This is a genomic window from Azospirillum sp. (genome assembly GCF_035628975.1).
GTDB lineage: Bacteria > Pseudomonadota > Alphaproteobacteria > Azospirillales > Azospirillaceae > Azospirillum.
In genome coordinates this window covers 1-18,349 of the sequence record NZ_DASPIS010000085.1, presented here as the reverse complement: position 1 = coordinate 18,349, position 18,349 = coordinate 1, and the positions used below count along the sequence as shown (strand labels likewise).

The following is an 18,349-nucleotide window of genomic DNA, read 5'->3' as shown; positions in this document are numbered from 1 at the left end:
CGGGCGGTTGCGGTCGCCGAGGAGCGCGGCCAAACGCGCGCGATCCTCTGCTCCAACGATGACGCTGACGGTCTGGGCCATGCCGACAGAATCGCACATCAGCAGGCCGCTGTGAATCCTATGTCTGCGTCAGTGCACTAGCGGTGAAGGGCCGCGTGCAGATCGAGGGCGAGGTCATCCACCTGATCGCGGAGCAACTGGTCGATCAAACGGACCTACTGCGGTCGGTTGGAAGTAAGGAGATGCCGACGCAGCCTGCCGGCAGGCCTGCACGGTTGTAGCGTCACCAAGGTTCAGGCTGCTTTGTCGGGCCACGGCCATGGCATGGTTTGGCTAACGCTTTCGACCGACAGGCCACAGCCGGTATCGACAGCCACGAGGCGCAAGCCGGCGGCGTCTGGCAGCCCCTCCACCAATTGGATTGCGCGCTCGGCCGACATGGCCCGAACGTGCCAGACCACGGTGGGGATCTCTGAGCTCTCTGGAAAACCCTTAACCCCAAACAGGCGCATCAAGTGCTCCATCATAGGTTGGCTGCTGATGCAACTGTACTGTAGCTAGGTCTGCCGATCGATGCACAAAAGGTTCTCGTTCTTGATCATGCGCCGCCGGTCTAGCGCTTTGCTGTGTAACCCAGGTGCCATACCCGATACCCTTCATCTTCGCTTTGATGACACAGAGGCGCTCTGACGGCTTTATTCTCGAAGAACCAGCACGGGTAAATTCTTCCTAACGTATGTTGCCATTCTTTTTTTGCCATCGGTAGCCCAATGGTCTCTGCGACTTCTGCGGCAATCATATCTTCGTCTCTAACATCTATCCAAATATACCTGATCGACTGAGCTTTCCGCCCCTTTGACAACGGAGAGAAATCGACGCTGTAAGGAGAATAAAGGTTGCGCGCGACACATTGTAAATTTAGGCGGTCTTGTGTCTTGCCATTCACACGGTCTTGATGCAGTCGCTCTATAACTTCATCACACCGTACTTCGGAAAATACTCTGCGAACGCTCGCCTCAGACATTCCGGGGCGCACACGCTCCAAATACTCCTTTGCGTATCCGTCGGCCAGCGCGTGAGGAATATTCGCTGCGATCAGCAGAGCCGGTAACATAAAGAGCCGCAATGCCACCATCACCTCCGACTTGGAAATAAAACGCACATAAGTCCTATTATGGAAATCGGTGCATGGAATGCGACGTCGCATAATGTATTGCTATTATTCCAGATGCTGCTTTCCCATCCGATAACAAATGCGCCGCTGCATGAAGGCAGCGGCCCAAGTCTAGCTAGGATGCCCTAGAATTCTTACAGCAGTCCGCGATCACGCCGGATGAACGAGTGCCGCGGGCGGAATGGTCCCGTCAGCGTTCGCGCCATCTGACTCGTAACCGTGGGGCTGAGGTAGAGGATCACCTCCACTTTGGAGGAGATGGATGCGCTGCCCGCACTGCTACTCGACCGCAACCTCGGAGCGTTCGGACCGGACGACGCATGACTATCGCTGCTTTCGTTGCCGCAAATGCTTGCGCGGATTTAACGAGCGCACCGGCTCGGTGCTGACCCGGCTGCAGCTGCCCGCGGACGTGGTCTTCTTGATCATACTGTGGCGGCTTCGGCTCAAGCTCAACCTGCGCGATCTCGCCGAGATCCTGCTCTTGTGCGGCTTGGTCTTCCCCCATAAGGCGGTGCGCGACTGGTAAGCCAAGTTGGTGCCGCTGCTGGTGAACAACCTGCGCTAGCGCCGTCGGTGAAAAGTTGGTCGGAGCTGGTACCTGGACGAGACATATCTCAAAGTCGCCGGCTAGCGGCAGTACCTGTACCGAACCATCGACAGCAATCTGGTCGATGTCTTCCTCAGCGCCACTCGCAACCAAGCCGCCGATGCCTTCTTCCGCTCCGACGTAGAGGTGACAGGCATCGTCCCAGAGACCATCACGACGGATAAGCACGCCGGCTACCATCGGACTCGACTACAAAGGCAACAGGCGTTTGCGCCGCCCTTGCGCGAAAGAGCCGCGGACCGGTGGCCCCTGCCCTCTTTTGTCACAAGCTATCATTTGCTGACACAGCAATCATCTTCGCGCAGAGGCTGCATCTTTGCCCCCAGCCCCTGAAGGTATTTTTATAACGTCACTGAATTCAATCCAATGCAGCCGCTCGTGCGGCCGGTCAAGGGAGGCCCACGGAATGACGAGGTGCCTATCCGCAATGCCCCCTCGCTCCAGCTGCGCTTGCGCTGTTAAAGAAGCAACCGCTGGCGGGACGGGCCCCGGCGCCGGCCGGCCTATGGGTGATCGGGCGGGACCGCGGGGCTTAGCAAGCGGGCTGCAGGAAGGGGAGATCAGGCAGGCCCTCCAGGAGGGTGGCCACATCCGCAACGTTCTCATCGTCTCCAAATGCGTCGGCGGCGCGGTCGAGCATCTGGCCTATCTGCGGGCGAGCTGGCGGCGCGATTTTCTGCCCTTGCGCACCTGGAACGACCGCACCGATCGCACCTACCGCGACCTCGACCGCCTTCTCACCCTCATCCGCGCCGACTTCGGCTTTTGCGGCTGCATTCCGGTCTACCTCGCCGGCGATCCCGAACTCACCCGCTACAAGGCGCTCGCCCAGGATCGCGGGGCCGGCACCTGCCCAATAGGTCCCGGCTAGTCAGACGGCGCAGATGCAAGCCCCCGGCGCCGCTCCGCCGACCGGCGATTCCCCGGCCGTGCTGACCCGCCGCACCGGCAACCCGCCGCCGGTCAACCTGATGTCGGGCAAGGAGGCTGAGCTGAACGCCAAGGAACAGCGCGGCGGCAAGGACCGCCTGGCGCGCGGGCAGGGCGGCCGCGTCACCTTCACCTACGGCTCCACCCTCCCCTCCGTCGTCTGCGCCCCTCTGCGGGTCTGCAATCTCGAACTCCAGCCCGGCGAGGTGGTGCAGCAGATCGACCTCGGCGACATCGCCCGCTGGAAGGCCACCCCCACCGCCTACGGCACCGGTGACAATCAGACCAGCGTCATCGTCATCAAGGCGAGCGACAGCGGTCTGACCACCACCATGACCATCGCCACCGACCGGCGGATTTACGTGGTCCAGCTCGTCAGCCGGACCAAGGACTGGATGCCGCTGGTGTCCTTCGTCTATCCGGAGGACGTCCAACAGGACTGGGACGCCTACCGGGCGGCGGTGAACCGACGCCAGCAGGCCACCACCCTCTCCGATGGCCTGAACGCCGCCAATCTGGACTTCAACTTCGCCATTCGCGGCGACACGCCGTCCTGGCGGCCGGTGCGGGTCTACACCGATGGGCGCAAGACCTACATCCAGTTTCCGCAAGCGATGCGCTACGACGAGTCCCCCGCCCTGGTGGCGATCGGCGCGGACGACAAGGAACAGCTCGTCAACTACCGGGCCAACGGCGACCGCTATGTGGTCGACAAGGTGCTGCGCCATGCGGCGCTGATTTCCGGCGTCGGCGGCGACCAGACCAAGGTCGAGATCCTGCGCGAAAGGAACTGAGCCATGCGGCACCCCCTGCATGCTGCGCTGATCGCCGCGATGCTGCTGCTCGGCGGCTGTGCCGGCGTCGGCCCACGGTCCTCCTACGTCGAGGCGGTGACGCCGGCAGATGCCCCGGTGCTGGCGGCCGACATCGCCGGCTTCATGGCGGAGCGCCTGCCGGCGGCCGCCACCACCCTGGCGCTCGATGCGCCGGCCGGCGAGCTGGCCAGCGACAGCCTGACGCCGGTCCTGCGCGATGAGCTGCGGCGGATCGGCTTCGGGGTGGCGGACGCCGGCCAGAACGCACCAGGCGCCCACCCCCTGCGCTACCTGGTGACGCCGCTCGATGCCGGGGTGCTTGTCCGTCTCCAGGTCGACCGCATCACGGCCTCGCGCCTGTGGCTGCGCAACAGTGCCGGCACCCTCCAGGCCGGCTCCCCCTTCACCGTGCGGGAGGACGCCGCAGAATGACTGACCAGACGCAGCAACCGGCCGATGGCCCCGACCGCTCGCCCGACTTCCTCGCCGGTCCTACCCTGCGGCAGACCGGCGGCCGGCGCCTGACCCGTGTGCCGATCTACATCCTGATCGGCATTTCCGCACTGGTTGCCATCGCCATCGCCTACACGATGAACGAACGGGCCAAGCGCCGGGCGGCCGGCGCCGGCAGCACCGAGGTGGTGGCGGCACCGGAGCCGGTGGATGCCAAGCCGCTGTTCGGCGCGGCGCAGAACGCCGGCATTATCGAGGCGCGGCGGGCAGCCCCGCCCCCAACCACCCCGGCGCCGACGCCTGCGATCACCCCCGCGACTATGCCAGGGGCACCACCGGGCCCGATGGGGCGAGGCCCTGCCGCCAATGGTGGGCGGACGCTGGAGGACGACGCCCGTATGCGGGCATGGCAGCAGTATGACGCCGAGGTGCGGCGGATCGAGGAGCAGCGCCGGGCGGCGCTGAAAGCGGCTCTGGAAGCGCCGACCACCGTCCCCAGCAATCGCACTCAATCCGGGCAGATGCAGCAGCAGGCTACGACCGGCTCTGGCACCGCCGGCACCAACTCGCAAGCGCTCGCTCAGCTCGCCAACGGCTTCGGCAGTTCGGGGGTCAGCGGCGGCCTGGGCGCGTCTGGCGGGACTGGTGGCGGTGCCGGCAGCTATGGCAGCGGCCAAGGGCGAGGCCGGCAGGGCACCGGGCCAGACGCCAAACGCAATTTCTTCAATCAGCAGCCTGGGCGCGGCTCGCACTACCTCGCCGGCACCCGCGAGGCGGCACTATCGTCCTATGAGGTGAAGGCCGGCGCCATCATCCCTGGTGTCATGGAAAGCGGCATCAACTCGGACCTGCCGGGCATCATCAAGGCGCGGGTGCGCGAGAACGTCTACGACACCGCCACCGGGCAATATCTGCTGATCCCCAACGACTCCATGCTGATCGGCACCTACGACAACGGGGTGGAGATGGGCCAGGAACGGGTGCTGATCGCCTGGAACCGGATCATCTATCCTGACGCTTCGTCGCTGGATCTCGGCAGCATGCCCGGCGCCGACCAGGGCGGCTATGCCGGCTTCTCCGATCAGGTGAACAACCACTATTTCCGAACCTTCGGCAACGCCCTGTTGCTGTCGATCTTCTCGGCCGGCGTCCAGCTCTCCCAGCCGCAGCAGCGCGGCGACACGCGCGGCGGCTATGACGCGCAACAGATCATCGCCGGCAGTCTCGGCCAGCAGATGGGCCAGCTCGGCACGGAGTACGCCCGCAAGGGTCTGAACGTCGCTCCGACCCTGGAAATCCGCCCTGGCTACCGCTTCAACATCATGGTCACCAAGGACATGATCATCCCGCCTTGGCAGGGGTGACTTCACCAGAGCCGCAGTTGGAAGGCGTTCACAACCCGCTGGCACGGGGGTGAAACCTGAGGGAACCCCCACAAATTAATTTTCCAAGGACAGATCCGAGTGCGGCAATACGTCGTATTACGTATTAGGGTCTTACCCAATTCCCTAGTCCGTACGGGATATGCCTAACTTCTGGTCGAGGAGAGCCGGCCAGACCCTCCTCAATCAGTTGAGGAGAAGCTTTCTATGGCCCTGGTGAAGAAGACCACCCTATCCTATCCTGACGAGAGCGCAGACTACCGCACGCCCCCGCGGCCGAGCCGCGAGCGCAGCGGGCAATCGGAAGATCAGCGCCGCCGGGCCCGCACCCACGCCAAGTCGCAGAAGGCCGCGGAGCGTATCGCCTCCGCCACCTCCCAGCTCGCCAGCGGCATCACCGAAGCGGCGTCGGCCGCCGACCAGCTGCGCAAGGCGATGGAGCAGATCGCGTCGGGTGCCCAGGAGGCCGCCGGAGCTGCCGAGGAATCCCAGCGCGCGGTGACCGGGATCGGTCGCCAGATTCTGTCCGCCCGCGAAAACGCCGATGCCGCCAGCCGCAAGACCGAGACCCTTCAGGGGCTGATCGCCAGCGTCTCCACCCAGATCGCCAATTCGGTGACCGCCATCGGCACGGCGGCCGAGCGGCAGGCCGCGTCTGTCACCATGGTGGCGGAGCTCGAGCGCCAGGCCGCCAACATCGGCGATATCGTCAAGGCCGTCGCCCGCATCGCCGACCAGACCAACCTGCTCGCCCTGAACGCGGCCATCGAGGCCGCCCGCGCCGGCCAGCACGGCAAGGGCTTCGCCGTCGTCGCCGACGAGGTGCGCACCCTGGCGGAAACCTCCGAAAAGAGCGCGCGGGACATCCAGGACCTGATCGGCCAAATCCAGGGCGAGGTGAAGGTCATCGCCGACGGCATCAATGCCTCCTCCCAGGCGGCCAAGGCCGAGGTGGACAGCGGCCGGACGATCTCCGCCCAGCTTGAGCAGGTGCGGGTCGATATGGTTGAGATCAAGCGCGGCGCCGACGAGATCACGGTGGCCGCCGCCGAGGCAGACCGTGCCGCGGTAGAAGCGCAGAAGGGCTCCGAGGCTATCGCCGCCGCCGCGGAAGAGCAGTCTTCTGCCTGCCAGGAGGCCCTGAAGACGGTCGAGCAGCAGGCGGTCGCCCTGAACCAGTCGGAACAGGCCGCCACCGAGCTGTCGGAGCTGTCGGAGGACCTGAAGAACTCCACCGACATCGGCAAGTCGAGCGAGGAAGTCGCCTCTGCCGCGGAGGAGCTGTCGTCCGCGGTCGAGGAGATCAACCGCGCCGCCACCCAAGTGATGACCGCGCTGGACCAGATCGGCCGCGGCTCCCAATCCGCCTCCGCCGCCACCCAGCAGTCGGCGTCGGCCATCGTCCAGATCGAGAAGAGCGCCGTCCTGGCGCAGGAGCGCGCCGGTTTCGCCCGCGAGAAGGGCACGGCACTTCAGACCACGCTGCGGGAAAACCGCGGGGCTGTGGACACGCTGATCGCCGGCGTCGCCAAGGCGGTGGAGGAGAATGCCAGGAGCCGCGACCAGATCGGCGGCCTGGAGGAGGTCGCCCGCCGCATCGACAAGATCGTCGACGCCATCAGCACCGTGTCGGTCCAGACCAACATGCTGGCAGTCAACGGCTCGATTGAGGCCGCCCGCGCCGGCGAGTTCGGCAAGGGCTTCGCCGTCGTCTCCACCGACATCCGCAACTTGGCGCGGGATTCGTCCGAGAATGCCGAGCGGATCAAGGATCTGGTGAAGGCCATCCAGGACCAGATCGCCAAGGTCCGCCGTGACCTGGAGGAGATCGCCACCTCCGCCGCCGCCGAGGTGGAAAAGAACAAGGCCACCACCGCCAACCTGGAGATCGTGTCGCGTGACATGGCCACCGTGGTGGAGGGTGCGGAGAACATCCTGAAGGGGGCCGACGCCATCGTCACCACGGTGGGCGAGGCCAAGCGGGGGGTGGAACAGATCTCCGCCGCCGCCCAGCAGTCCGGTGCAGCCGCCAGCGAAGCGGCGCAGGCAGCCAAGGAACAGTCGCGGGGGGCCGAGGAACTGGCCGCCGCCGTCGAGGAAATCGCCTCGCTGGCCGACGAACTGCAGAACGCCGGCTGACCGGGGCACCCGACAGGAGAACCCAAGCGATGGCAAACCCCATTGACGTGGGCGCGGACGGATCGGCTCCGTCCGCCGCCCCCGGAGCCGATGCCGCCCGTGGCGACATTCAAGCCGACGGGCAGGCCGACAACCGGCAGTTCGTGACCTTCACCGTGCGCAGCGAAACCTTCGCCGTGCCCCTGGCCGAGGTTCAGGAGATCATCCGCCTTCCCGACATGGTGCAGGTGCCGATGAGCCCGCGCAGCCTGGAAGGGCTGGCGAACCTGCGTGGCACCGTCCTACCGGTCGCCAGCCTGCGCCGCATGTTCCAGGTCGAGGATGCGGAGCACGACGACGCCACCCGCGTGGTGGTCATCAACAGGGGCGTTCCCGTCGGCTTCATCGTCGACCGCATGGCCAGCGTCGTGTCGGTCGAGCCGGCGGACATCGAAACGGTGGACGGCATCCGCTCCACCGTCGCCGCCGATCTGCTGGCAGGCATGATCAAGCACGGTTCGGCGATGATCCAGATCCTGGACCCCGCGCGGCTGATCGAACAGGAGTTCCGCGGCTTCGGTGCGCGCCGGACCTCCGCCGCAGAGCTCGACTCGATGCGCGAGGGCGGGGCGGCGCAGGACCGCGAGGCGGTGGACGAGGTGCAGCTGGTCAGCTTCGAGGTGGCCGGGCAGGAATATGCCCTGCCGATCGAGGACGTGCAGGAGATCGTGCAGGTGCCAGCCAGCATCAGCCACATCCCCAACAGCGACTCCCACGTCGTCGGCGTGATGACCCTGCGCCGGCGCCTGCTGCCGCTGGTCAGCCTGCGCCGCATGTTCGGCCTGCCGGCGACCGGGTTGGACGAGCACAACCGCATTGTCGTCGTGTCGCTGGGCACGGACGCGGAGGGCGGCGAGAGCGGCGGCGGCTCGGTCGGCGTGGTGACCGACACCGTCAAGGAGGTGCTGCGGGTGAACCGCAGCCTCGTCGACAGCATGCCGGCCCTGCTCAACCGCGGCGGCGCGAAGGGTGAAATCCAGTCGATCTGCCGGCTGAAGGACGGCCAGCGTCTCGTCTCCATCCTGACCGCCGACCGCATGTTCCGAAACGCCGACCTGAGCGAGGCCGTCGCCGCCCAGGGCGACGGCGGGGAGATCAGCATGGACAGCAGCAACACGCGGCCGGGCGCGGTCGACGACGAGGAGCAGTTCGTCGTCTTCCGGCTGGCGCAGGAGGAATATGGCGTCCCCATCGACAGCGTGCAGGAGATCGTCCGCGTTCCCGACGAGCTGACCCACGTCCCGAAGACCCCGGACTTCATCGAAGGGGTGGTGAATTTGCGCGGCACCGTCCTGCCCGTCATCGACCAGCGGCGGCGGTTCGGCCTGCCCGAGACGGCGCGCAACGACCGCCAGCGCATCATGGTCTTCACCATCAACGGCGTACGGACCGGCTTCATCGTCGACAGCGTGTCGGAGGTGCTGAAGATCGCCCGCTCCGTCATCGGCCGCGCACCGGAGCTGTCGGCGGAGCAATCGTCGCTGATCACCCGCGTCGCCAACATCGAACGGCAGAAGCGGATCATCCTGCTGCTGGACGTCGACCAACTCCTTGATAAGAAGGAGTTGGGGGCGCTGGTCCAGGCGGCCTGACCGGAGCCGGGGCGACTTTGCCATGGTCAAGCTGCTGATCGTCGACGATTCAGCCCTGATGCGGCGGTGCCTGCGCGAGATCTTCGAGGCCGAAGCCGACTTCGAGGTGGCGCTGGCCCGCAACGGCCGGGATGCGCTGGAGCAGATCGAGGGCTTTCGTCCCGACGTGGTGACGCTGGACGTCAACATGCCGGAGATGGACGGCCTCACCTGCCTCGGCGAAATCATGGCCCGCGAGCCGCGGCCGGTGGTGATGGTCTCCTCGCTGACCGCCGAAGGGGCGGAAGTGACGCTGGAGGCGCTGGCGCTCGGAGCGGTGGACGTCATCCAGAAGCCGGACGGAACGGTGTCGCTGCACATCAACCGCATCAGGCACGATCTGGTGGCGAAGGTGCGCGCCGCGGCGGGCGCCCGCGTCCGCCGCGCCCGCACCCTGGCCCGCCGCCTGCGCGAGCAGAGCGGCCGCCCCGGCCCGGCGAAGTCCCTGCCCGCTCGCGAGCCTTTGCCGCCGCTGCGCACCGCCACCCAAGGGCTGATCCTGATCGGCGTGTCCACCGGCGGTCCCCGGACGCTCGAAGAGGTGCTGCCGCGTCTGCCGGCCGAGCTGCCCTGGCCGGTGCTGGTCGCCCAGCATATGCCGGGCGCCTTCACCGGCGTCTTCGCCCAGCGCATGAACTCGGTCTGCGCACTCGACGTGGTGGAGGTCGGCAAGCCCACAGCCCTTCAGCCCGGCCGTGTCTATATCGCCCGCGGCGATGCCGACATGGTGGTGGAGACGCGCCTGGGCCGGCTGACCGCGGTGCCGGTGCCCAGCGACGAGGCGCATCTCTGGCATCCCAGCGTCGCACGGTTGGTGGACAGCGCCATGCGCCAGCTTCCCGCCGACCGGCTGATCGGCGTGATGCTGACCGGCATGGGCAACGACGGCGCCGCCGCCATGGCCGAACTGCGGCGTCTGGGTGGCCGCACCATCGCCGAAGACGAATCGACCGCCGTGGTCTTCGGCATGCCGGCCGACCTGATCCGCCGCGGCGGTGCCGATGCCGTGCTGCCCTGTGGCGACATCGCCACCCAGCTCCTGCGCTGGCTTTCCTGACGGCCCGAAGAAGGACAAGACTGCAAATGCCGCTCGTCAAGAAGCCGACTCTTCCGGCCCCTGAACCAGTGCCGGACGACTCGTTCCCAGACGATTGGGACCTGCCGGCCCGCCTCGCCGCGCCGGCGGCATCGGTCCGGCGCGCCGCCGTACGTGCCTTGGCCGAAACCGGAGGCGGCGATGCCGCACGCACGCTGTGCGGACGGCTGGCGGTGGAGACGGACGGCCCGGTCCGCGAGGCGATCTTCCTGGCGCTTGCCGCCATCGGCGGGGACGAGGTGGCGGCGGGCCTGCTCGCGCTGCTGCGCCACGAGGACCCGGCGTTGCGCAACGGTGCCATTGAGACGCTGCAGCAGCTTCCCCAACCGGTGGCGCCCCGCATGGAAGCCCTGCTGGCCGACCCCGATTCCGACGTGCGCATCTTCGCCGTCAATGTGGCGGGCAACCTGCGTCATCCGGACGTGGAGCGCTGGATGCTGTCCGTCCTGAGAGGCGACCGGCACGCCAACGTCGTCGCCGCCGCGATCGACACCCTGGCGGAGGTCGGCACGGAAGCCGCCTGCGCCGATCTGGAGCAGGTGGCGCAACATTTTCCCGGCGACGCTTTCCTCGCCTTCGCCCAGCGCACCGCCCTGCGCCGCATTCGCGGAGGCTGAGCGATGCCTGGCCCGCAGACCATGCCCCAGCCGCAGGGGATCGCGATCTCCGACGAGGATTTCGCCCGCTTCCAGGAGTTCTTCTACCGGAAGACCGGCATCTCCTTCGACGCGAAGAAGCGCTACTTCGTCGACAAGCGTCTGGTCGACCGGGTCGAGGCGCTGAAGCTGCGGGACTTCCGCGAGTATTTCACCCACCTGCGCTTCCAGGTATCGGGGGAGGAGGTCCAGACCCTCATCAACGCGATGACGGTCAACGAGACCTATTTCTACCGGGAGGAATACCAATTCCGCTGCCTGGTGCAGTCGATCCTGCCGGAGCTGGTGCGGCGCAAGGCTGCGGGCGAGCGGCTGCGCATCTGGTCGATCCCCTGTTCGACCGGGGAGGAGCCCTATTCCTTGGCCCTCTATCTGCTGGAACATTGGGAGCATGTCGACCGCTTCGACATCGAGATCGTTGCGTCGGACATCGACACCAAGGTGCTGGAGGCGGCGCGCCAGGGCCGCTATGGCGAGCGCGCCCTGCAATACCTGCCGCAGGCGACGCGGCGGCGCTTCTTCACGCGGGTCGCCGAGGACGCCTACCAGATCATCGACGATCTGCGGTCCTCGATCGAGTTCACCACGGTGAACCTGAACGATCCGCTGCAAACCCGACGGCACCGGGATTTCGACGTCGTCTTCTGCCGGAACCTGCTGATCTACTTCGACGACCTGTCGCGGCGGCAAGCGGCGGACACCATCTTCGACGCCCTTCAGCCGGGTGGCTTCTGCTGCCTCGGCCATTCGGAATCGATGAGCCGCATCTCCCCCCTGTTCCGCGTCCGCCGGTTCCCGGACGCCATCGTCTACCAGAAGCCGGACCGTGGGGAAGAGCCATGATCCTGCCGTTTCCGTGCCCACAGGAGGCCGCCATGAAGCGTGTGCTCGTCGTCGACGATGCCGCGACCGTTCGTCTCTATTACCGCGACGTGCTGGAGGCCGCCGGCTTCGCCGTCGAGGAGGCCGTGAATGGGCTGGAGGGCCTGGAAAAGGCGCTGGCCGATGCCTTCGACCTGTTCCTGGTCGACGTCAACATGCCGAAGATGGACGGCTACCGGTTCCTGTCGACCGTGCGGCGGGAGCCGGCGCTGCGCGCCGTGCCGGCCATCATGATCTCCACCGAGGCGAAGGACAGCGACGCCACGCGCGCCTACGCCGCCGGAGCCAATCTCTACATGGTCAAGCCCGTGCAGCCCGACGCCCTGGTCCGCACCGTGGCGCTGATGACCGGAGGTCCGGTGTCATGAGCGACCTTCTCGGCCAATTCATCTCCGAAAGCCGCGATCTGCTGGAAAAGGCGGCGGAGGGCCTCCTGGCCCTGGAAAAGGCGCCGGACGACGGCGAGCTGGTCAACACGATCTTCCGCTCGGTCCATACGCTGAAGGGCGCCTCGGGGCTGTTCGAGATCGCGCCGCTGACCCGCCTGGTCCATGCCGGCGAGGATCTGCTGGGCGCGGTGCGCGCCGGAACCCTGATGCTCGATCCCGGCACGGTCGACCTCCTGCTCGACGGGCTGGACCAGGTCGGCCGCTGGCTCGACGATCTGGAGGCCGCCGGCTGCCTGCCCGACGGGGCCGACTCCCTGTCGGACGGCATGGTGGCCCGCCAGCGCGCTCTGCTGGGTGCGGTGACCGCGGCCGACGGCGTCGTCACGGTGGCCGCCGGCGTGGCGCAGACCGCCGCCCCCTGGCTGGCGGACTTCAGCGAGGCCGAACGGCTCGCGGCGATGGAGCGCGCGCTGGACGGTGCCCGGGTGTGGGCGGTCGAATACCGGCCCGACAGCCAGTGCTTCTTCAACGGCGAGGATCCCGTCCATCTCGCCCGCCAGTTGCCGGACCTGCTGGCGCTCCGCATCGCCCCGCTCATGGAACTGCCGGCGCTGGCCGACTACGACCCCTTCGTCTGCGCGGTCCGCTTCCAACTGCTGACCGCCGCTCCGGGCGAGGCGGTTCGGGACCTCTTCCGCTATGTGGAGGAGCAGGTCGACATCGTCGGGGTGGAGCCCCGGCATTTCGTCCTGCTGGACGGCGACCGGATCGACGGGCCGCTCTACGAGGATTTCGCCGAGAATGCGCTGGGCTGGCTGGAGCGCGGCGATGCTCCACGGCTGCGGACGGCCGCGCGGACCCTGCTGGGGCTGACCGGCGCCGCCACCCATCAGGCATCGGGCCTGCGCGCCCTGCTCGCGGCGCTGGGAGCCGACGATTGCAACCGTCCTCTGCCCGGCTGGCTGAACGCCCTGGTCGAGGCCATCGCCAGTGGCGCCGATCCGGATTGGACCGCCGCACCGCTGTCCGCCGGAACCGCCGGAGCCGCCGAACCGGCTGGAACCGCCGTCGCGATTGGGCTCGACGAGGACAGCCGAACGATCCTGCGGGCGCAGCTCCGTCTGCTCGACAGCCCCTGCGCAGCCGAAGTTCGCCTCGGCCATCTGGAGGCCGCGGCGGCCGCCGTGCGCAACATCCTGCGGGCCGGCGGACATCTCGACGACACCCTGGAAGGGACACTCGCCAAGGCCGTCGGGGACAACGACCCGGCGAGCCTGCGCGCCGCACTGGTCGCCCTCCTCGGCGTGGAGCCGGCCGCGGTGCCGGCCGTCGTTCCGGAGAGCGCATCGGAGCCTGCGCGTGGAGGCGGCCGCCCGGCCGAGCGCATGCTGGAGGAGGTGCGGACCGAAACCGCCGCGGCGCAGAAGGTGCTGAAGGTCGACCAGGGCAAGGTCGATTCCCTGATGAACCTGATCGGCGAGCTGGTGGTTGCCAAGAACGGCCTGCCCTATCTGTCGCGGCGGGCGGAGCAGATTTATGCTTCGCGCGAGATGGCGCGGGAGATCAAGGACCAGCACGCCGTCATCGACCGCATCGCGCAGGAGCTGCAAGAGGCCATCATGGCGGTGCGCATGCTCCCCGTCGGCCAGATGTTCCAACGCTTCCCGCGTCTCGTCCGCGATCTCGCCCGCCGACTGGACAAGCGCATCGAGCTGGTGGTCACCGGCGAGGAGACCGAAGCCGACAAGACGGTGATCGAAAGCCTGGTGGACCCGCTGGTCCACATGATCCGCAACGCCATCGACCACGGCATCGAACCGCCGGAGGACCGGCTCGCCGCCGGCAAGCCGGAGGCCGGGACCATCCGCCTGTCTGCCTGCCAGGAGAACGACCGCGTCGTCATCGAGGTGTCGGACGACGGCGCCGGCATCGACCCGGCGGCGATCCGGCGCAAGGCCGTGCAGCGCGGCCTGCTGGCTGCGGAGGCCGCGGAGGCGCTGTCAGACGCAGACGCGGTCAATCTGGTCTTCGCCCCCGGCTTCTCGACGAAGGAGCAGGTGTCGGACCTGTCCGGCCGCGGCGTCGGCATGGACGTGGTCCGCACCGCGGTGGAGAAGGCGGGGGGAACCGTCACGCTGACCAGCACGCTGGGTGGCGGGACAGCGGTCCGGCTGGCGGTGCCGCTGACGATGGCGGTGACCCGCGTCATGTCGGTGGACGTGAGCGGCCATGCCTTCGGCGTCCCGATGGACATCATCGCCGAGACGGTGCGCATTCCCCAAGCCCGCATCCACAGCATCCGCGGCGACGAGGCCTTCGTCCTGCGCGACACCGTGGTGCCGGTGGTCCGGCTCGGCCGGCTGCTCGACCTGCCGGAGACGGCCGAGCGGCCGGAGGAGGAGGCGGTGATGGTCGTCCGCTTCGGCAAGGAACGGCTGGGCGTGGTGGTCGACGGCTTCCGCGAGAGCCTGGAGGTCATCGTCAAGCCGATGGACGGCATCCTGGCCGGGATGCCCGGCTATTCCGGCACGGCCCTGCTCGGCGACGGCCGCGTCCTCCTCGTCCTCGACCTGAAGGAGTTGGTCTGATGCCGATCCGCTTTGAAAAGACCATGGCCGTGCTGGAGGGGGTGTGCGCCGTCGAGGAGGCCGAAAGCCTGCTGGACTGGCTGAAAGGCCGCAAGCGGCCGCGCGTCGACCTCGGCCGCTGCGAACACCTGCACACCGCCGTCCTGCAGTTGCTGATCGCGGCGAAGCCGGCGGTCGTCGCCTGGCCCGAGGATGCCGAATGGCGGCGCTGGGTCGTCGCGGCCTTCCCTGCGGAGATGCCGTCATGACCGCCGCATCCGACTGTCCGCAGGTGCTTGCCCTGTCCAACCGCAAGGGCGGAACCGGCAAGACCACCACCGCGGTCAATCTGGCCGCCGAATTCGGCAGGCGCGGCCTCCGCACGCTGGTCGTCGACCTGGACACGCAAGGCCATGCCGCCTGCGGGTTCGGCGTGAAGCCGGCCCGGGGAACGCCGCGTGCCCATGATTCGCTGCGCGGCGACGGCGTTCCGCTTGCCGATGCCGTGATTCCCACCGACCAGCCGAACCTGTGGCTGGCTCCGGCGGACGAGCGGTATGAGGAGGCTGAACGCCCGACACCCGCCAGGCGGCTGGCGGAGGCGCTGGCGCCGCTGCGCGGCCGCTTCGACCGGATCGTCATCGACACGCCACCGTCGCTGGGCGGCACGCTGGTCAACGCCCTGACGGCGGCCGATGCCGTGCTGGTGCCGCTGCTGCCGCATCATCTGGCCGGCGAAGGCGTCAGGCAGCTGAGCCGGCTGTTCTTCCGCGTCGCGATGGAACACAACCCGGATTTGCGTCTGCTCGGCATCGTTCCGGTGATGGTCGACCGCCGGCTGAACCTGCACCGGCAGGTGATCGCGGCGATGAGCCGGCAGTTCGGCGCCGACCGCATCTTCACCGGCATCCGTGCCGACATCCATCTTGCCGAAGCCTTCGCCGCTGGCAAGCCGATCGGCGCCTACAGGCCACGCAGCCGCGGCACACTCGATCACAGCCTGCTCGTCGACGAGATCGACAGCTTGTCCACCCACGGGTTCGACCGCCGGCCGGGCCGGCACATCCACCCGCTTACCCGTACCGGAGCCCCGTTATGAAGCCGATTTTCCTCGTCGACGACAGTCCTACGATCCTGATGAGCATGACCGACATCCTGACCAAGGCCGGCTATACCGTGGAAAAGGCGGCGAACGGTCCGGAGGCACTGAAGAAGGCGCAGGGCGGGCTGCAGCCGGCGCTGGTCATCACCGACTACCACATGCCCGGCATGACCGGGGTGGAGCTGATCCGCGAGCTGCGCAAGCAGGCCGGGTTCCGCTTCACGCCCATCCTCGTGCTGACCACCGAATCCCAGCAGGACAAGCGGACCGAGGCCAAGTCGGCCGGCGCCACCGGGTGGCTGGTGAAGCCGGTGGCGAGCGATCAGCTGCTGCAGGTCATCAAGCAAGTCGCCCCAACCGCACGCTGACGCGGCCCCTGCACCGACACACACGGAATCGATCATGTTCGGGTTGACCATCTCCGAGTGGCTGCGATTGAGAGCATTGCGGCGCCTGCAACTCCTCGACACGCCGGCGGACCCGCGCTACGACCGCATCACCAACCAAGCTGCCCGCCTGTTCCGTGTTCCAACCGCCCTGGTGTCGCTGGTCGACAGCGACCGCCAGTGGTTCAAAAGTCGGGTTGGTCTCGAAGCACCAGAAACCCCACGAGAGATCTCCTTTTGCGCGCAGGCGATCAAGGGTCAGGATCCGCTCGTCATCCTGGACGCCGCAAACGACGTGCGATTTGCCAACAACCCCCTGGTGACTGGAGCTCCGGGCATCCGCTTCTATGCCGGCGCGCCGCTGACCAGCTGTGATGGCCACCGGATCGGCACCTTGTGCGTCATTGACGACAAACCTCGCAGCGAGTTCACCGACGCCGACCGGACACAGCTGGTCAGGATGGCTCAGGCCGTGATGGATATTGCGCAAGCCCAATATCTGCCTGTGCAGCGCATGAAGACGCTCGTTGGCGTGGGGCTTGGGCTTCAAATCCTCGTTCTTTCCCTGCTGATCTGGGCGTTTGGTTCAACCTGGGTGGACCTCCTTGGCATGATCGGTCTGCCGGTGCCGGCTGCCATGGCTTTGGCCACCGCCGGTTTGCTGGCCATTGGACTGGCGGTGCTGCTCCTGGTGCTGGAAAAATTCACTGTTGCCGCTGCATTCAGCGATCTGGTACCCAAAATTCCGCTCGTTATCAGCGGAGAAAGCTATTCGGGAAAACACGCCGACGAGGCCATTGCAGCCATCGATGAAGACATCACCTATTCTCGGTCTTGCCTCATCAAATCCGGCATTACAGAGGACTTGGACAATCTCCCATCTCTGTTCGCTGCTCGGCGCAAACACATGGAAGCCTTGGAAGCCCGTGCCACCAGTGCCGCTGCCGCGGTGTCCGATGTTCCAGGATTCTGCGACGTGACCGGCGCCCATCTGCGCACCGTGGTCGACCAGACGGAAAACGCCGCCTTTGCCATCCTTGGGCAGCTGCGCGACATCGATGCCCATGTCGTTCGCCTCGTGGACTTCATCCGCCGCTCCGACCGGGAGTCGACGGCGCTGATAGACGGCTCCGGAGAGAGCATCGCCCGCAACCGCGACTGCATCGACACCTTGCAGCGTTACCTGGAAGAACGGTTGCAGGACGCCATGCACGACCGCAATCGGTTCTCGGAGATCGTTCAAGTGGCCGATGGGCTGGAAAGCTCCATCGACGCCATCACCCGCATCCTGTCCGCCACCAACATGCTCGCGCTCAACGCCACCATCGAAGCCACCCGGGCAGGCGAGTTCGGTCACGGCTTCAAGGTCGTCGCTGCGGAGGTGAGGGAGCTATCGCAGCAGACCTCAGTCGCGATCCGTCATGTGCATGAGGGCATCTCCAAGATGCGCCAAGCGATCAATCACCAGATCAACGGCCAGCAGCTGGAACAGAAGGTGGAGAGCGAGCGTGCCATGCTGACCGGCTTGACCGACCAGCTGGTCGGTATGTCCGACCGGTTCCATGGGGTCGCTCACTACCAACGCAGCCTGCTGGAGGAACTGGACCGTGCCGGTCAGGGGATTGCCGAGGTGATGATGAATGCGATGGGGCAGGTCCAATTCCAAGACATCGTGCGCCAGCAGGTCGACAGCATCCTGGCGGGGTTGGACGGGCTGCGCCGTTTCAATGACAGTCTGGCTGCTCATCTGGAGGTTGGGGGAGACGGAGCCCCGACCGACCTCAAGGCGGTTCTCGAGACGATGACGCGAACCTATGTCACCGAGGTCCAATGGCGGCGCCATGAGGAGGTGATGACCGGCACCATGGGGCGCCCCGCTGACGGGCTCCCTGCCATAGAGCTGTTCTAGGGAGACTGCAGGACAGCCGTCTGTGGCATTGTGGAGATGTAGGTGAATGGTAAGCGGTTCGAGCGCACCCTTCACCGATTCCCCGAGATCACCGCATGGATCTGTTGCGGCGGGCCTTGAAGTGTTCGCGCAGGTCGAGGATGGCCTTAGCGAGAGCGGGGACCTCGGCGTCGGCGATGGGTGCTGTGC

Annotated in this window: 18 protein-coding genes; 17 read left to right on the top strand and 1 reads right to left on the bottom strand. The window is 66.8% G+C overall.

Annotated features, from left to right (window positions below):
- Nucleotides 1-613 precede the first annotated feature (613 nt).
- Nucleotides 614-1,162: a hypothetical protein gene (locus VD964_RS18595; protein ID WP_324870003.1), complete on the bottom strand. Its 549-nt coding sequence runs from the start codon at nt 1,160-1,162 to the stop codon at nt 614-616.
- A gap of 274 nt (nt 1,163-1,436) precedes the next feature.
- Between VD964_RS18595 and VD964_RS18590 the strand changes: the two genes are divergently transcribed.
- The 17 genes from VD964_RS18590 to VD964_RS18515 all read left to right on the top strand — a co-directional run bounded on the left by VD964_RS18590 (nt 1,437) and on the right by VD964_RS18515 (nt 18,160).
- A complete protein-coding gene (locus tag VD964_RS18590; protein ID WP_324870002.1) occupies nt 1,437-1,703 on the top strand; it encodes a hypothetical protein in 267 nt (88 codons plus the stop codon).
- 114 nt (nt 1,704-1,817) lie between these two features.
- Nucleotides 1,818-2,117: a hypothetical protein gene (locus tag VD964_RS29920; protein WP_414637202.1), complete on the top strand. Its 300-nt coding sequence runs from the start codon at nt 1,818-1,820 to the stop codon at nt 2,115-2,117.
- Between the two features lie 172 nt (nt 2,118-2,289).
- Nucleotides 2,290-2,655, top strand: coding sequence for a hypothetical protein (locus VD964_RS18585; RefSeq protein ID WP_324870001.1), 366 nt, complete (start codon nt 2,290-2,292; stop codon nt 2,653-2,655).
- 13 nt (nt 2,656-2,668) lie between these two features.
- Nucleotides 2,669-3,508, top strand: coding sequence for a P-type conjugative transfer protein TrbG (trbG, locus tag VD964_RS18580; protein ID WP_324870000.1), 840 nt, complete (start codon nt 2,669-2,671; stop codon nt 3,506-3,508).
- Between the two features lie 3 nt (nt 3,509-3,511).
- The gene (locus tag VD964_RS18575; RefSeq protein WP_324869999.1) at nt 3,512-3,961 is read left to right on the top strand and encodes a conjugal transfer protein TrbH; all 450 of its coding nucleotides are present in this window, start codon (nt 3,512-3,514) and stop codon (nt 3,959-3,961) included.
- On the top strand, nt 3,958-5,346 hold the full coding sequence (locus tag VD964_RS18570) for a TrbI/VirB10 family protein (protein WP_324869998.1): 1,389 nt from the start codon (nt 3,958-3,960) through the stop codon (nt 5,344-5,346). Before VD964_RS18575 ends, VD964_RS18570 begins: the two co-directional genes overlap by 4 nt.
- A 225-nt stretch (nt 5,347-5,571) precedes the next feature.
- Nucleotides 5,572-7,503: a methyl-accepting chemotaxis protein gene (locus VD964_RS18565; RefSeq protein ID WP_324869997.1), complete on the top strand. Its 1,932-nt coding sequence runs from the start codon at nt 5,572-5,574 to the stop codon at nt 7,501-7,503.
- Between the two features lie 29 nt (nt 7,504-7,532).
- Nucleotides 7,533-9,134, top strand: a complete 1,602-nt coding sequence (locus tag VD964_RS18560) for a chemotaxis protein CheW (RefSeq protein ID WP_324869996.1) — start codon at nt 7,533-7,535, stop codon at nt 9,132-9,134.
- Nucleotides 9,135-9,156: 22 nt separating this feature from the next.
- Entirely contained in the window at nt 9,157-10,230 is a 1,074-nt protein-coding gene (cheB, locus tag VD964_RS18555) for a chemotaxis-specific protein-glutamate methyltransferase CheB (protein WP_324869995.1), read from the top strand.
- Between the two features lie 26 nt (nt 10,231-10,256).
- Nucleotides 10,257-10,886 (top strand): HEAT repeat domain-containing protein, encoded by a 630-nt coding sequence (locus VD964_RS18550; RefSeq protein WP_324869994.1) that lies wholly within the window; start codon nt 10,257-10,259, stop codon nt 10,884-10,886.
- Nucleotides 10,887-10,889: 3 nt separating this feature from the next.
- Nucleotides 10,890-11,768: a protein-glutamate O-methyltransferase CheR gene (locus VD964_RS18545; protein ID WP_324869993.1), complete on the top strand. Its 879-nt coding sequence runs from the start codon at nt 10,890-10,892 to the stop codon at nt 11,766-11,768.
- A gap of 32 nt (nt 11,769-11,800) precedes the next feature.
- Nucleotides 11,801-12,175: a response regulator gene (locus VD964_RS18540; RefSeq protein ID WP_324869992.1), complete on the top strand. Its 375-nt coding sequence runs from the start codon at nt 11,801-11,803 to the stop codon at nt 12,173-12,175.
- Nucleotides 12,172-14,784: a chemotaxis protein CheA gene (locus VD964_RS18535; RefSeq protein WP_324869991.1), complete on the top strand. Its 2,613-nt coding sequence runs from the start codon at nt 12,172-12,174 to the stop codon at nt 14,782-14,784. The genes VD964_RS18540 and VD964_RS18535 overlap by 4 nt, the downstream gene beginning before the upstream one ends.
- The gene (locus VD964_RS18530) at nt 14,784-15,032 is read left to right on the top strand and encodes a hypothetical protein (RefSeq protein WP_324869990.1); all 249 of its coding nucleotides are present in this window, start codon (nt 14,784-14,786) and stop codon (nt 15,030-15,032) included. Before VD964_RS18535 ends, VD964_RS18530 begins: the two co-directional genes overlap by 1 nt.
- On the top strand, nt 15,029-15,862 hold the full coding sequence (locus tag VD964_RS18525; RefSeq protein ID WP_324869989.1) for a ParA family protein: 834 nt from the start codon (nt 15,029-15,031) through the stop codon (nt 15,860-15,862). The genes VD964_RS18530 and VD964_RS18525 overlap by 4 nt, the downstream gene beginning before the upstream one ends.
- Nucleotides 15,859-16,233 carry a response regulator gene (locus VD964_RS18520; RefSeq protein ID WP_324869988.1) on the top strand — a complete coding sequence of 125 codons (375 nt, stop codon included), beginning with the start codon at nt 15,859-15,861 and terminating at the stop codon, nt 16,231-16,233. The genes VD964_RS18525 and VD964_RS18520 overlap by 4 nt, the downstream gene beginning before the upstream one ends.
- A 34-nt stretch (nt 16,234-16,267) precedes the next feature.
- The gene (locus VD964_RS18515; protein ID WP_324869987.1) at nt 16,268-18,160 is read left to right on the top strand and encodes a methyl-accepting chemotaxis protein; all 1,893 of its coding nucleotides are present in this window, start codon (nt 16,268-16,270) and stop codon (nt 18,158-18,160) included.
- The last annotated feature ends 189 nt before the right edge of the window (nt 18,161-18,349 follow it).